The sequence below is a fragment of the Achromobacter sp. HNDS-1 genome, from assembly GCF_040084795.1.
Classification (GTDB): Bacteria; Pseudomonadota; Gammaproteobacteria; order Burkholderiales; family Burkholderiaceae_B; genus Achromobacter; species Achromobacter ruhlandii.
On record NZ_CP157584.1, the window covers coordinates 852,676 to 865,347 of the forward strand.

Consider the following 12,672-nt stretch of genomic DNA (forward strand, 5'->3'; position numbering starts at 1 on the left):
GGCGTAGCCACGCCGGGCCCCGCCGCCTGGCCCGAAGCGGGCGATCAGGAACGACCGCCCAGGCTGCCGCCGCCGTCCACGCCCAGCACCTGGCCGGTGATGAAGCCGGCGTCGTCCGACAGCAGGAAGGCGATGGCGGCGGCCACTTCGGCCGGCGTGCCCAGGCGCTTCATCGGCACCGAGGCCAGCGCGCGCTTTTCGCCTTCGCTGCCCGCCGGGCGGGTGGCGCGGAACATTTCGGTTTCGATGGGGCCCGGCGCCACCGCATTGGCGGTCACGCCGTATTCGGCCAGTTCCAGCGCCCAGGTGCGGGTGCAGCCCACCAGCGCGCTCTTGGCGGCCGAATAGGCGGTGCGTTCCAGGCCGCCGTGGATGGCGCGGCTGCAGACGTTGACGATGCGGCCGGCGCGGCGCGCCTTCATGGATTCGATGAAGGCTTGCGTCACCTGCACGGCGACGCGCACGTTCAGGTCCAGCACGTTGTACAGGGTGGCCAGGTCGATCTCGCCCAGCGGTTGCGGCGAGGCGATACCGACGTTGTTGACCACGGCGTCGACCGGGAATTTCTCGCGGATCTCGCGCAGCACTTCCTCGGTGCGGCCGGCGTCGGCCAGGTCACAGGCGTACAGGTAGCCCGGAAAATCGACGTCGCCGGTGTTGCGGGCGATACCGACCACATGACAACCCATGTCGGACAGCCGCTGAGTAAGCGCCCAGCCGATGCCTTTGGTGGCGCCCGTAATGAGCACGCATTTGTCCTTCATGGATCGAAACCTCGTTGTTCGTTACTGGGTCGAAAACGGGCGCTTGGGCGCCCGGTTTTTCAAGTAGACACCATCCGGCGTTACCTGTCTTGTAAATTGCGTAGCAATTCTTGCATGCTGGACACCCGGCGTCCGGGCGGGGAACAATCCGGACGGAAAATCGGACGCCGACCGGCATCCGGCAAGCCGGGACCGGAACGCCGCCCGGGGAATGTTCAAGAAATGATCACGTATCGCGGGTAACCGGCACGCGCGGCGCCAGGGCGCAGAGCAGCTCGTAGCCGATGGTGCCGGCCGCCAGGGCGACCTCGTCCACCGAGGGGCCCTCTTCGCCCCACAGCGAGACCGGCGCGCCGACGCCCGCCGCGGGAACCGGGTCCAGATCGACGATCAGCATGTCCATGGAAACCCGTCCCACCAGGCGGGTACGGATGCCGGCCACCACCACCGGGGTGCCAGTGGCGGCATGGCGCGGATAGCCGTCGGCATAGCCGCAGGCCACGATGCCGACGCGCATCGGGCGGTCGGCGCGGAACAGCGCGCCGTAGCCAACCGAATCGCCAGCCTTCAATTCCTGCACCGCGATGATCTCGGAGCGCAGCGACATGGCCGGCTTGAGCCCGAACGCGCTGGCGTCGGCGTCGGCGAACGGCGAGGCGCCGTACAGGCAGATGCCGGGGCGGACCCAGTGCGCCTGGGCCTCGGAACCGACGGCGACCTCGGCAAAGCGCAGCGTGGCCGCCGAGTTGCAGACGCTGATGGGACCGGCCGCCATCTTATGCGTCACCGAATTGAACACGGCCAGTTGCTCGGTGATGCCCTGGGGGCCGTCGGCGCAGGCGAAATGGGTCATCTTGCCGATCGAGCCGAGCACGCCCTGCTGTTGCAGCAGCAGCGCGCGCTCGTGGGCGGCCGGATAGGCGGCGGGTGAAAAACCCAGGCGGTTCATGCCGCTGTTGAGCTTGAGCATGATGTCGACCCGCCGCGACAGGCGAGCCCGCGCCAGCATGTCGAGCTGTTCACGCTGGTGCACCGTGGTGCTCAGGTGATAGCGGTCGACGATTTCCAGGTCGGACGGGTTGAAGAAGCCTTCAAGCAGCAGGATCGGCCCGCCCCAGCCGGCCTCGCGGCAGCGCACCGCTTCGTCCAGGTCGAGCATGGCCAGGCCTTGCGCCTTGGAGAAGCCGGCGACGGCCTGCTCGATGCCGTGGCCATAGGCGTTGGCCTTGATCACCGCCCAGATCGAGGGCGCCAGGCCGGACGCGGCGGCGGCGGTCTGGTCGAGGTGACGCCGCACGGCGGCCAGGTTGTGGGCCAGGGCGGAAACGGAAACGGTGGCGGAAATTGGGCGGGGCATGGTATGAGGTCCTGTGGCGCTTAAGTCTAACTGATCGGCGTGCCGGCGGCGCGGGGCCGCGGCTTCGCGCGTACTCTAAAATGACCGTGATCCGGCCCGCGCGGCCGGACCGCAGTCAGAACGAATGCAGGACCCGACCATGCCCATCGATCACTACGAGAATTTTCCCGTCGCCTCGCTGCTGTTGCCGCGCCGGCTGCGTGGCGCCGTGACCGATCTATACCGGTTCGCCCGTGCCGCCGACGACATCGCCGATGAAGGCGCCGCCAGCGATGACGAGCGGCTGGCGCAGCTGGCGGCGTTCCGCGCCGAACTGCACCGCATCGGCGCCGAACCGGGCGCCGTGCCCACCCCCGGCGCGCCCGCGCTGGCCGGCATTTTCGTGCCGCTGGCGGCCACCATCGCCCGCCACCAGTTGCCCATCACGCCGTTCTACGACCTGCTGTCGGCCTTCGAGCAGGACATCGCCGTCAAGCGCTACGAAGACTACGCCACGCTGGCCGATTACTGCACCCGCTCGGCCAATCCGGTCGGGCGGCTGATGCTGTGCCTGTTCGAGGCCGCCGATCCGCGCAACATGGAACAGTCGGACGCCATCTGCACCGGGCTGCAACTGGTGAACTTCTGGCAGGATGTGCGGGTCGACTGGCATAAGCACCGCGTCTACCTGCCGCAGGAAGACCTGCGCCGCTTCGGCGTCTCGGAAGAAGACCTGGCCGCCGCGCGGCTGACCCCGGGATGGCGCGCGCTGATGGCGTTCCAGGTGGAACGCACCCGCGCGCTGCTACACTTCGGCGCTCCGCTGGCGCGCCGCCTGCCGGGCCGCATCGGCCTGGAACTGCGCCTGGTGGTGCAAGGCGGGCTGCGCGTGCTGGAGCGGATCGAGGCGAGCGGCTACGATGTATTCATGAACCGACCCGAATTGGGCGCCAAGGACTGGGCCATCATGCTCTGGCGCTCCATCAAGTAAGCAAACGGCCCTGCCAACTATGACCCCTGACGAGTACTGCCAGGAGAAAGCCGCCAAAAGCGGTTCCAGCTTCTACTATTCCTTCCTGTTCCTGCCGCCCGAGCGGCGGCGCGCCATCACGGCGCTGTACGCCTATTGCCGCGAAGTCGACGACGTGGTGGACGAATGCACCGACCCGTCGCTGGCGCGCATCAAGCTGGCCTGGTGGCGCACGCAGGTCGACCAGATGTTCGACGGCAAGCCCGACCATCCCGTGACCCGCGCGCTGCAGCCGCACCTGCAGAGCTGTTCGATCACCCGCGAGCGCCTGCTGGCCGTGGTCGACGGCATGGAAATGGACCTGGACCAGACCCGCTACCTGGACTGGCCCGGCCTGCGCAAGTATTGCTGGCACGCCGCCGGCGTGGTCGGCGAACTGTCGGCCGGCGTCTTCGGCTACTCCGATCCGGCCACGCTGGTGTACGCCGAGAAGCTCGGCCTGGCGTTCCAGATGACCAACATCATCCGCGACGTCGGCGACGATGCCCGCCGCGGCCGCATCTACATCCCGGTCAACGACATGCAGCAGTTCGAGGTCAAGGCCTCGGACATCCTGAATGGCGAGTATTCCGAGCGCTTCTCGGCCCTGATGAAGTTCCAGGCCGAGCGCGCGCGCGAGTTGTACCGCGAGGCGATGCGCAGCCTGCCCGAAGCCGACCGGCGCGCGCAGCGTCCCGGCCTGATGATGGCGGCGATCTATCACGCGCTGCTCGACGAGATCGAGCGCGACAACTGGCAGGTGCTGCATCAGCGCATCTCGCTGACGCCGCTGCGCAAGCTGTGGCTGGCGTGGAAGACCTGGGTAGGCGGCGGGCGCGGACTGGTCCGCCGGTTGGCACGGTGAAGGCGGCGGTCATCGGCGCCGGCTGGGCGGGCCTGGCGGCCAGCGTCGCCCTGCGCGAAGCCGGCGCCAAGGTCACCGTGTTCGAAGCCGGCCACACGCCCGGCGGCCGCGCCCGGCGCGTGTTCCACGATGGCTTCGAATCGCCGCTGGACAACGGCCAGCACCTGCTGTCGGGCGCCTACACGCACACGCTGGCGCTGATGCGCCGGGTGGGCCGAAACCCCGATGCCCTGCTGATGCGCCGGTCGCTGCGGCTGGCCAGCCTGGACGGCCGTTTCCGGCTGTCGGCGCCGCGCCTGCCCGCGCCGCTGCACATGGCGGTGGCGATCCTGGGCGCGCGCGGCCTGTCGTGGGCCGACCGCCTTGCCACGCTGCGCCTGATGCGCGGCCTGCGCGCCATGTCCTGGACGCCGCCGCGCGACTGGACCGTGCAACAGCTGCTGCATTATCACGCGCAGTCCGACGCCCTGATCCGCCAGGTCTGGGAGCCGCTGTGCCTGGCCGCGCTGAACACCCCGGTGGCCAGCGCCAGCGCCGGGCTGTTCGCCCGCGTGCTGCGCGACAGCCTGGCCGGCCGCCGCGAAGACAGCGACCTGCTGCTGCCCTGCACCGACCTGTCGGCGCTGTGGCCGGACGCCGCCGCGCGCCAGGTCACCATGCGCTACGGCAGCACGGTGCGTCAGTTGCGGCCGGCGGAGGATGGCATCGACATCAACCAGGAACGCTTCGACGCCGCCGTGCTGGCGGTGCCGCCGGCGTTCGCCGCGCGCCTGCTGGACGCGCCGCTGCGGGCGGCCGGCGCCACCGGGCTGCTGGACGCGCTGCGCGCCTTCGACTATCTGCCGATCGCCACGCTCAACCTGCGGCTGGCCGGCCCCTGGCGCCTGCCCGAGCCCATGATGATGCTGCGCGAAGAGCCGGCCCGTGGCCACGTCGGCCAATGGCTGTTCGACCGCGCGCAACTGGCCGGCGATGCCCTGGCCGGCGAACTGGCGGTGGTGGCGAGCGCCGCCACCAGCCTGGCCGACCGCAACCGCCAGCAGGCCATCGAGGCCCTGATCGACCAGGTGGCCGAACAGGCAGCCGCCCATCCGCAGCGGCTGCCGCCGATGCCGGAAGTCGCGGCGGCGGAATTGTTCATCGAAAAGCGCGCCACCTTCGCGGCGGTGCCGGGCCTGACCCGCCCCTTGAACAGCACGCCGTGGCCGACGCTGGCGCTGGCCGGCGACTGGACCGATACCGGCTATCCCGGCGTGCTGGAAGGCGCGGTGCGCAGCGGCCTGGAAGCGGCGCGGGTGCTGAATCCGCGGGCCGGCGACTGAAGCGTCGCCAAGGCGCCACGCAACCGCATGGCGACCCCGCGCCGCCACAACGCGGGCGCTTCAGCGCAACAGGCTGGCCGTTGCCAGGCCCAACCCCGTCAGCAACAGGGATCCGAGCAAACTGAAGCCGGCGTAGCCGAGCGCGCCGCCGTACGCGCCGCGCTCGAGCATCGCCACGGTTTCGGCCGAGAAAGTCGAGAAGGTGGTCAGACCGCCCATGAAGCCGGTGATGGCCCCCAGCCGCACCCAGGCCGGCCATTCGGGATGGCCCGCCACCAGCGCCAGCACCAGTCCCACCAGGTAGCCCCCGGCCAGGTTGACCGCCAGCGTGCCCCAGGGCCACGACTCGGTGTTGAGCCACAGGCTGACGAGCCAGCGGGCCCAGGCGCCGAACATGGCGCCCAGGCCCACGGCCAGGAAGTTCAGGGGAATCAGGGTCTGGTAAGCGGTCATGGACTCAGGGCGCGCGGTGCTGCTTGAGGCGCAAGGAAAAGACCAGCAGCAGTATGCCAAAGAACACGGCATAGATACCGATGACCCACACCAGCGCCAGCGCGCCGGCCCCCGGCTGCATCACCAGCATCGCGCCGAACAGGACCGACACCAATCCGGACAGCCCCAGGAACCATTCGTTGCGGATTTCCTTGCGGAAACGGATCGCGGCAATGATCTGGAACACGCCGGCCACCAGCGCCCAGATGGCGATGATGTAGAGCAGGATCAGCGCCGTCAGCCCCGGCCACAGGAAAGTGACGATGCCGGCCGCCACGCCCAGCAGGCCGACGATGATCAACGCCCACAGCGGCTTGCCGTGGTCGCGGATGCGGATGCCGGCGATCAGCGCCAGCACGCCATCGGCCAGCGCGAACGCGCCCCACACCAGCACCAGCGCCGACAAGGTGATCGCCGGCATGAACACGGCCATCAGGCCGAACAGGATGGCGACGACGCCGCGCAACGCCACCCAACCCCAATGACGACCGATCTGATCCACGACTTGCGATTCAAGCATGACGACCTCCGGTAACACGTAACGGGTAACTTATCTTATTTGAATTTCCCCGCCCGTGGACCGCCTGGGCGCCGTGACCCGGTTGGCCGGAAAGGCCGTACTCCCCGGAGACGGCCGGCTCCCCGCCTTACTGCAGCTTGATCTGCGCGCGCTCGATCACCGATTTCCAACGGTCGCGCTCGGCGCGGATCTGTTCCCCGAACTCGGCCGGCGTGTTGCCCAGCGGGAAAGCGCCCGTCTCTTCCATCTTGGCGGCGGTGGCGGGGTCGCGCACCGCCTTGGCGAAGGCCTGCGCCAGCTTGTCGCGCACGTCGGCCGGCATGCCGGCCGGTCCCACCACGCCGTACCAGGCCGTCACGTCGTAGTCCTTGTAGCCCTGCTCCGCGAAGGTCGGCACGTCCGGCAGGCGCGGATTGCGCGCGGTCCCGGTGATGGCCAGCGCGCGCAGGTGGTTGCTCTTGATGTACGGCAGCGACGACGGGAAGTTGTCGAAGATCACCGGCACCACGCCGCCCACCGTGTCGGTCAGGGCCGGCGCCGAACCGCGGTACGAGATGCTGTTCATCTTGCCGCCGGTGATCTGCAGGAACCAGATCATGCCCAGGTCGTTGACCCCGCCGGCGCCGGCGTTGGCGTAGCCGTCCTTGCCGGGATTGGCGCGCACGTGCGACACGAACTCGGCCAGCGTCTTCGCCGGATATTGCGGGTTGACGCTGAGGATGTTGGGGCTGGTCACCAGGTTGCTGATGGGCGTGAAGTCCTGGACCGGGTCATAGGCCAGCTTGGGGAACAGGTGCGGGGCGGTGCCGTGAGTGCTGACGGTCGCCAGCCCCACGGTGTAGCCATCGGGCTTGGCGCGCGCGGTGGCGGCCATGCCGATGGTGCCGGAGGCGCCGGTGCGGTTCTCCACCACGACCTGCTGCCCCAGGATCTCGCCCGCCTTGGCCGCGGCCAGCCGGCCGACGATGTCGGTGGGGCCGCCGGCCGGGAACGGCACGATCAGGGTGATGGGGCGATCGGGGAATTCGGCGTGGGCGGCCGGCAACACGGCGGCCAGCGCCAGGGCGATGCAAGTCTTGCGGATCATCGGGATTGTCTCCTGTGGGGATCGGTTCTGCTTGTTATCGGGAAAGAACGGGCGCGGCGGCGATGCTGGCGTCGCGGCGCAATATCCTGCCGGGACGATGCGTGCCGGGCGCCGCCGGGAACACCGGGCAGCCGTTGACCAGCACGTGCTCGATGCCGGCCGAGGCCAGCGTCGGCGCGTCCCAGGTAGCGCGGTCGCACACCGTGTCGGCGTCGAACACCACCACGTCGGCCCAGGCGCCCACGGCCAGCCGGCCGCGGTCGGCCAGGCCGAAGACGCGCGCCGGCAACGAGGTCATCTTGGCCACCGCGGCCTCCAGCGTCAGCAGCTCGGCCTCGCGCACGTAGCGTCCCAGCACGCGCGTGAAACTGCCCCACAGGCGCGGGTGCGGATGGGCGTCGTTGGGCAGGCCGTCGGAGCCCACCATGCAGCATTCGTGCTGGAAGATGCGGCGCACTTCGTTTTCGTCCATGGCGAAGTAGATCGCGCCCGCCGGGCACAGGCGGCGCGCCGCCGTGACCGGATCGCAGCCCCAGCGCGCGGCGATCTCGGCCAGCGACTGGCCGCCGCATTCGGGATGCGGCGTCGACCAGGTGATGCGGATGTCGTCGATCTGGTCGGCGCGCTCGGGAATCAGGATGGTGGAGCTGCCGGGGTACGGGTAGATGTCCAGCGCCACGTCGACGCCGGCGGCGCGGGCGCGGTCGATGTTGGCCAGCGTGGCGGCGCTCTTGCCCCAGTTGGCCGGCATCATGCATTTGTGGTGCGACAGCACGGTGGCGCAGCCGGTGCGGCGGCCGATGCCCAGCACCTCGTCGACGGCGGCCTCGACCGCGTCGCCCTCGTTGCGGATGTGGCTGGTGTGCAGCGCGCCGTGCGCGGCCGCCACCCGCGCCAGGCCGTCCAGTTCGGCCTCGCCGGCGACGCCGCCGGGCTGATAGGCCAGGCCCGTGCTGAACCCCACCGCGCCAGCCTCCAACGCCTCGGCCAGCATGCGCTCCATGGCCTGCTGTTGATCAACGCTGGGCTGCGCCGCCGGATCGGGCATCGCGGCCAGGCGCAGGTTGGCGTGGCCCACCAGGGCGGCCACGTTGATCATCGGCCGCTGCGCCTGCAGCGCGCCGAAATACGCGGCCATGTCCGCGAACAGCGGCGAATCGCCCAGCAGCGCCAGCGCCGCGGCGGTGTTGCCCGGCAGTGGCGCGGGGGCGCCGCTGATGCCACAGTTGCCGACCACCACCGAGGTGATGCCCTGGCTGGTCTTCCATTCCAGGCCCGGCTTTTCCACGAACATCAGGTCGTCGTGACCGTGGGTGTCGATGAATCCGGGCGCGACGATCCTGCCGCCGACATCGAGGCGCCGCGCGGCCGGAGCGGCCGACAGATCGCCAATGGCGGCGATGCGCTCGCCGCGGATGCCGACGTCGGCGCGGCGGCGCGCGGCGCCCGTCCCGTCGATCACCCAGCCGCCTTCGATAACCAGATCCAGTTCTTCCTGCATGCCACTTCCGTCTCGATAGGGCCGGCATCGAGGCCGGCCGCTTGCGGGCCGTCCACCGACGGCTCCGATGCTTGATGAAGCCCCTAGTATCGTCGGCCCGATCAATCTGGAAAAATTGTTTTTATTGATCCATCCATCGTGATTTGAAATGAATCGTCTGCCCAAGCACGTCACCCTCAAGCATCTGACCGCGTTCGTCGCGGTGGCCCAGGAATCCAGCTTCACGCATGCGGGCAAGCGACTGTTCCAGACCCAGTCGTCGGTGACCAGCCTGGTGCGCCAGTTGGAAGAGGCGCTGGCCACGCGCCTGTTCGCGCGCACCAGCCGGCGCGTGCTGCTGACGGCGGCGGGCGAGGAGTTCCTGCCGCGCGTGATGCGCCTGCTGGCCGATTTCGATGGCGCGATCGAGGACGTGGTGCGCTTTGGCGCGCTGGAACGCGGCCGGGTCGGCGTGGCGGCCGCGCCCTCGGCCATCACCGAGCTGATCGCGCCGGCGGCGGCGCGGTTCGCGGCGCAGTATCCCGCCATCCGCCTCTACCTGAGCGACGACAACTCCGGCCGCATCCAGCGCAAGGTGGCCGCGCGCGAAGTCGATTTCGGCCTGACCAGCCGCTGGGCCGATGCGCCCGGCCTGCAATTCGACGCGCTATTGGAAGACCGCTTCGGCGTGCTGTACCGGCGCGACGACGCCAGCCTGCGCCCGGGCCGCGACGGCGCCATGCGCTGGTCCGACCTGGCGGGCCGCAAGCTGGTGGGGGTGGTGGACGAGACCGGCATCATGGCGCTGCTGCGGGCCCGCGCGGACCTGCCGATCGAAGCCGCCGCGCCCTTCTACGAAGCCTCCAGCACCACTTCCCAGGCGGCGTTGGTGAAGGCCGGCATGGGCGTGGCGCTGCTGCCCGCGCTGGCGGCGCAGCGGGTGCTGGAACCGGGGTTGGCATACGCGCTGCTGGCGCGGCCGACGGTGGTGCGCACGCTGTGCATCATCCGCCACAAGGAACATGCGCTGAGCCCGGCGGCCGAAGCGCTGATCCGCGCCATCCGCGACTACCTGCGCGGCGCGGCGCTGCCGGCCGGCTGCAAGCTGTCGGCGGGCGCGACGCGCCGGCGCGCCTGACGCGGATCGCGTCGCCACGGCAACGCCAGCGGGGCATGCGCCCGCCCCGCCGCGACGCTACGCGCCGCTCAGGCCCGCAGTTTCTCGTCCAGGGCCGCCAGGCCGGCGGCGAACACGCCCTGTCCCACGGCGGTCGCCACCGCCTGCAGGTCGGCATCCGCCTCGACGCGGAAATCGGCCCACCATTCCACCAGCGTCGTGCCGCTCTCGGTGATGGCGCGCAGGTTGATGCCCGCGACGTAGTCACGCATCGGCAGATCGGTCTCGATGATGGAATAGCGCAGCGCGGTGCCCGGGTCGTCCAGCATCAGCAACTGCTCGCGCACGAAGCCCGAGGGCTTGAGCGACAGGTAGCGCACCGAGCCGATGGCGTCGTGGCGGCCGCCGTCTTCCAGGCGGCTGTGCGCAATGCCGGGGTGCCACCCCGCCAGGCCGTTGAAATCACGAAACAGCGGCCAGACCTTGGCCAGCGGCGCCTGGACGATGGCGCTGGTGTAGACGGTATGCGGCATGCGGACTCCTGACGGGCGCGCGGCGCCCCGGCGGAAACGAAGGAAGGGGAAATTTCAGAACGTCAGTTGCTTGAACTCGCGGGTGGCGGCGGTCAGCGCCTGCTCGGTGGGCAGGCGCTCCATCGAGCTGGCGCCGTAGAAACCGTGGCAATGCTGGCAATGGCGCAGGATGTGGGCGGCGTCCTCGGGCGTGGCGATGGGGCCGCCGTGGCACAGCACGATCACGTCGGGGCGCACGGCCAGGGCGGCCGCCGCGATGCGGTCGATGGCGGCGACGCAGTCATCCAGCGTCAGCGCGGTCTCGGCGCCGATCGAACCGCCGGTGGTCAGGCCCATGTGCGCCACGATGATATCGGCGCCGGCCCGCGTCATGGCCACGGCGTCGTCCTCGTTGAAAACGTAGGGCGTGGTCAGCATGCCCTTTTCGTGCGCCAGGCGGATCATGTCCACTTCCAGCGCGTAGCCCATGCCGGTCTCTTCCAGGTTGGCGCGGAAGGTGCCGTCGATCAGGCCCACGGTGGGGAAATTCTGCACGCCGGCAAAACCCTGGCGCTTGAGATCGTCCAGGAACACGTCGAAGTCGCAGAACGGATCGGTGCCGTTGACGCCGGCCAGCACCGGCGTGCGCTTGACCACCGGCAGCACTTCGCGGCCCATGTCGACCACGATCTCGTTGGCGTTGCCGTAGGCCAGCAGGCCGGCCAGCGAGCCCCGCCCGGCCATGCGATAGCGGCCCGAGTTGTAGATCACGATCAGGTCGATGCCGCCCGCTTCCTCGCACTTGGCGGACAGTCCGGTACCCGCGCCGCCGCCCACGATGGGGGTGCGGTCGCGCACCATGGCGCGGAACTTGTCCAGCAGTTGGTTACGGTCAAAGCGCGGCATGGCGAAAATCCTCAATGTTTGGCGATGGCTAGGAACTGCTCGACCGCCGTGCGGGCGAACAGCGGATCGTTGATGTGGCACGGCACGCGCACCAGGCGCCGGTCGGCGGTCTGCACCAGGCGCGACTCCAGCGCCTCGAACAGCGCGGCGTCGGCCTGCGGATCCCAGAACGCCTGGCCTGGCGCGTCCAGCGCCGAGACGCCGCCTTCCGGGATCAGGAAGCGCACGGGGCCGTCGCAGCGGTTCAGCCGGTCGGCGATCCATTCGCCCTGGCGGCGGTTCTCTTCCGCCGTGGTGCGCATCAGCGTTACCTGCGGGTTGTGGGGGTAGAAGGTGCGGCCCTGGTAGCGCTCGGGCACCGAATCCATGGCGCCGAAATTCACCATGTCGAGCGCGCCGCAGGAGCCCACGTAGGGCGCGCGCGTGCGGGCCACGGCGCCAAAGCGGTCTTCGGTGCAGGCCAGCACGCCGCCGAACAGGAAGTCGCAGACCTCGGTGGTGGTCAGGTCCAGCACGCCGGACAGCAGATGGCTGTCGAGCAGCTTTTCCATCGACTGGCCGCCGGTGCCGGTCGCGTGAAATACCAGGCAGTCATAGCGCGATTCGAGCAGCGGCGTGACCTGCTGCACGCAGGCGGTGGTGACACCGAACATGGTGATGCCGACGGCGGGCCGGCTGTCATCGCCCGCGGCGCTGGCGGCCTGGCGGAAGGCGCCGCCGATGGCGCCGGCGGCATTGGCCAGCACCCGGCGCGAGATGCGGTTCAGGCCGGCCACGTCGGTCACCGAGTACATCATCGCGATGTCCGACGGCCCGACGTAGGGCGCGACGTTGCCCGACGCCATGGTCGAGACCATCAGCTTGGGCACGCCGATGGGCAGCGCGCGCATCGCCGGGGTGATCAATGCGGTGCCGCCGGAGCCGCCCAGGCCCAGCAAGGCGCCGATGTCGGGGTTGGCGGCGGCATAGTGTTCGAATGCCAGCGCCATGGCAGCGATGGCGCTGCCCCGGTCGCCCGTGAACACGGCCTGCTCGCCCTGCGGGTGGCTGCGCGCCACTTCCCGTGCCTGCACTTGCGCCGCGCTGGCCGCGCCGGTGGTGGACACGTCCACCGAAACCACGTCCAGGCCTTCGCGCCTGAGCAGCTCGACCACGTACTCGGCCTCGTGGCCCTTGGTGTCGTAGGTGGCGGCCACGAAAACCCGCCGATTCGAATGCGTCATGACTCCTCCGCGGGCGGCTACACTCGGTGCGCGCCTCGA

At 69.8% G+C, this 12,672-nt stretch carries 13 protein-coding genes; 4 read left to right on the plus strand and 9 right to left on the minus strand.

Going from position 1 to position 12,672, the window contains the following annotated elements; all coding sequences use genetic code 11:
- Positions 1-44: 44 nt before the first annotated feature.
- Entirely contained in the window at positions 45-764 is a 720-nt protein-coding gene (locus ABFG95_RS03745) for an SDR family oxidoreductase (protein WP_020928472.1), read from the minus strand.
- Positions 765-990: 226 nt separating this feature from the next.
- Positions 991-2,121 carry an alanine racemase gene (gene alr, locus ABFG95_RS03750; RefSeq protein ID WP_049073068.1) on the minus strand — a complete coding sequence of 377 codons (1,131 nt, stop codon included), beginning with the start codon at positions 2,119-2,121 and terminating at the stop codon, positions 991-993.
- Between the two features lie 139 nt (positions 2,122-2,260).
- Here alr and hpnC point away from each other — a divergent pair, with 139 nt between their 5' ends.
- Genes hpnC through hpnE form a run of 3 tightly spaced genes read left to right on the plus strand, consistent with a single transcriptional unit; the run spans position 2,261 to position 5,296 of the window.
- Positions 2,261-3,091, plus strand: a complete 831-nt coding sequence (hpnC, locus tag ABFG95_RS03755) for a squalene synthase HpnC (RefSeq protein WP_049073067.1) — start codon at positions 2,261-2,263, stop codon at positions 3,089-3,091.
- 19 nt (positions 3,092-3,110) lie between these two features.
- Positions 3,111-3,974 carry a presqualene diphosphate synthase HpnD gene (hpnD, locus tag ABFG95_RS03760; RefSeq protein WP_175146353.1) on the plus strand — a complete coding sequence of 288 codons (864 nt, stop codon included), beginning with the start codon at positions 3,111-3,113 and terminating at the stop codon, positions 3,972-3,974.
- On the plus strand, positions 3,971-5,296 hold the full coding sequence (hpnE, locus tag ABFG95_RS03765) for a hydroxysqualene dehydroxylase HpnE (RefSeq protein ID WP_068952248.1): 1,326 nt from the start codon (positions 3,971-3,973) through the stop codon (positions 5,294-5,296). Before hpnD ends, hpnE begins: the two co-directional genes overlap by 4 nt.
- Positions 5,297-5,356: 60 nt before the next feature.
- Here the strand turns inward: hpnE and ABFG95_RS03770 are convergent, their stop codons facing one another.
- From ABFG95_RS03770 to ABFG95_RS03785, 4 genes are all read right to left on the minus strand, one after another.
- Positions 5,357-5,749, minus strand: a complete 393-nt coding sequence (locus tag ABFG95_RS03770; protein WP_049073065.1) for a CrcB family protein — start codon at positions 5,747-5,749, stop codon at positions 5,357-5,359.
- A gap of 4 nt (positions 5,750-5,753) precedes the next feature.
- Positions 5,754-6,308: an HdeD family acid-resistance protein gene (locus ABFG95_RS03775; protein WP_049073064.1), complete on the minus strand. Its 555-nt coding sequence runs from the start codon at positions 6,306-6,308 to the stop codon at positions 5,754-5,756.
- A 127-nt stretch (positions 6,309-6,435) separates the two neighbouring features.
- Positions 6,436-7,395 (minus strand): tripartite tricarboxylate transporter substrate binding protein BugE, encoded by a 960-nt coding sequence (locus ABFG95_RS03780; protein WP_059271517.1) that lies wholly within the window; start codon positions 7,393-7,395, stop codon positions 6,436-6,438.
- Positions 7,396-7,429: 34 nt separating this feature from the next.
- Positions 7,430-8,896, minus strand: coding sequence for an N-acyl-D-glutamate deacylase (locus ABFG95_RS03785; protein WP_054415891.1), 1,467 nt, complete (start codon positions 8,894-8,896; stop codon positions 7,430-7,432).
- A 148-nt stretch (positions 8,897-9,044) separates the two neighbouring features.
- Between ABFG95_RS03785 and ABFG95_RS03790 the strand changes: the two genes are divergently transcribed.
- Positions 9,045-10,013, plus strand: a complete 969-nt coding sequence (locus ABFG95_RS03790; RefSeq protein WP_063584656.1) for a LysR substrate-binding domain-containing protein — start codon at positions 9,045-9,047, stop codon at positions 10,011-10,013.
- Positions 10,014-10,081: 68 nt separating this feature from the next.
- Here the strand turns inward: ABFG95_RS03790 and ABFG95_RS03795 are convergent, their stop codons facing one another.
- The 3 genes from ABFG95_RS03795 to ABFG95_RS03805 are packed head-to-tail and all read right to left on the minus strand — an operon-like array spanning position 10,082 to position 12,633.
- Positions 10,082-10,525, minus strand: coding sequence for an SRPBCC family protein (locus tag ABFG95_RS03795; RefSeq protein ID WP_054415892.1), 444 nt, complete (start codon positions 10,523-10,525; stop codon positions 10,082-10,084).
- 54 nt (positions 10,526-10,579) lie between these two features.
- On the minus strand, positions 10,580-11,410 hold the full coding sequence (locus ABFG95_RS03800; RefSeq protein WP_054415893.1) for a phosphoenolpyruvate hydrolase family protein: 831 nt from the start codon (positions 11,408-11,410) through the stop codon (positions 10,580-10,582).
- Between the two features lie 11 nt (positions 11,411-11,421).
- Positions 11,422-12,633, minus strand: coding sequence for a Tm-1-like ATP-binding domain-containing protein (locus ABFG95_RS03805; RefSeq protein WP_049073059.1), 1,212 nt, complete (start codon positions 12,631-12,633; stop codon positions 11,422-11,424).
- Between the last annotated feature and the right edge of the window lie 39 nt (positions 12,634-12,672).

Excerpts from the sequence above, each read along its gene's own strand:
- ABFG95_RS03745 (WP_020928472.1), bottom strand. The coding sequence starts at position 764 with ATGAAGGACAAATGCGTGCTCATTACGGGCGCCACCAAAGGCATCGGC.
- alr (WP_049073068.1), bottom strand. The coding sequence starts at position 2,121 with ATGCCCCGCCCAATTTCCGCCACCGTTTCCGTTTCCGCCCTGGCCCAC.
- hpnC (WP_049073067.1), top strand. The coding sequence starts at position 2,261 with ATGCCCATCGATCACTACGAGAATTTTCCCGTCGCCTCGCTGCTGTTG.
- hpnD (WP_175146353.1), top strand. The coding sequence starts at position 3,111 with ATGACCCCTGACGAGTACTGCCAGGAGAAAGCCGCCAAAAGCGGTTCC.
- ABFG95_RS03770 (WP_049073065.1), bottom strand. The coding sequence starts at position 5,749 with ATGACCGCTTACCAGACCCTGATTCCCCTGAACTTCCTGGCCGTGGGC.
- ABFG95_RS03775 (WP_049073064.1), bottom strand. The coding sequence starts at position 6,308 with ATGCTTGAATCGCAAGTCGTGGATCAGATCGGTCGTCATTGGGGTTGG.
- ABFG95_RS03780 (WP_059271517.1), bottom strand. The coding sequence starts at position 7,395 with ATGATCCGCAAGACTTGCATCGCCCTGGCGCTGGCCGCCGTGTTGCCG.
- ABFG95_RS03785 (WP_054415891.1), bottom strand. The coding sequence starts at position 8,896 with ATGCAGGAAGAACTGGATCTGGTTATCGAAGGCGGCTGGGTGATCGAC.
- ABFG95_RS03790 (WP_063584656.1), top strand. The coding sequence starts at position 9,045 with ATGAATCGTCTGCCCAAGCACGTCACCCTCAAGCATCTGACCGCGTTC.
- ABFG95_RS03795 (WP_054415892.1), bottom strand. The coding sequence starts at position 10,525 with ATGCCGCATACCGTCTACACCAGCGCCATCGTCCAGGCGCCGCTGGCC.
- ABFG95_RS03800 (WP_054415893.1), bottom strand. The coding sequence starts at position 11,410 with ATGCCGCGCTTTGACCGTAACCAACTGCTGGACAAGTTCCGCGCCATG.
- ABFG95_RS03805 (WP_049073059.1), bottom strand. The coding sequence starts at position 12,633 with ATGACGCATTCGAATCGGCGGGTTTTCGTGGCCGCCACCTACGACACC.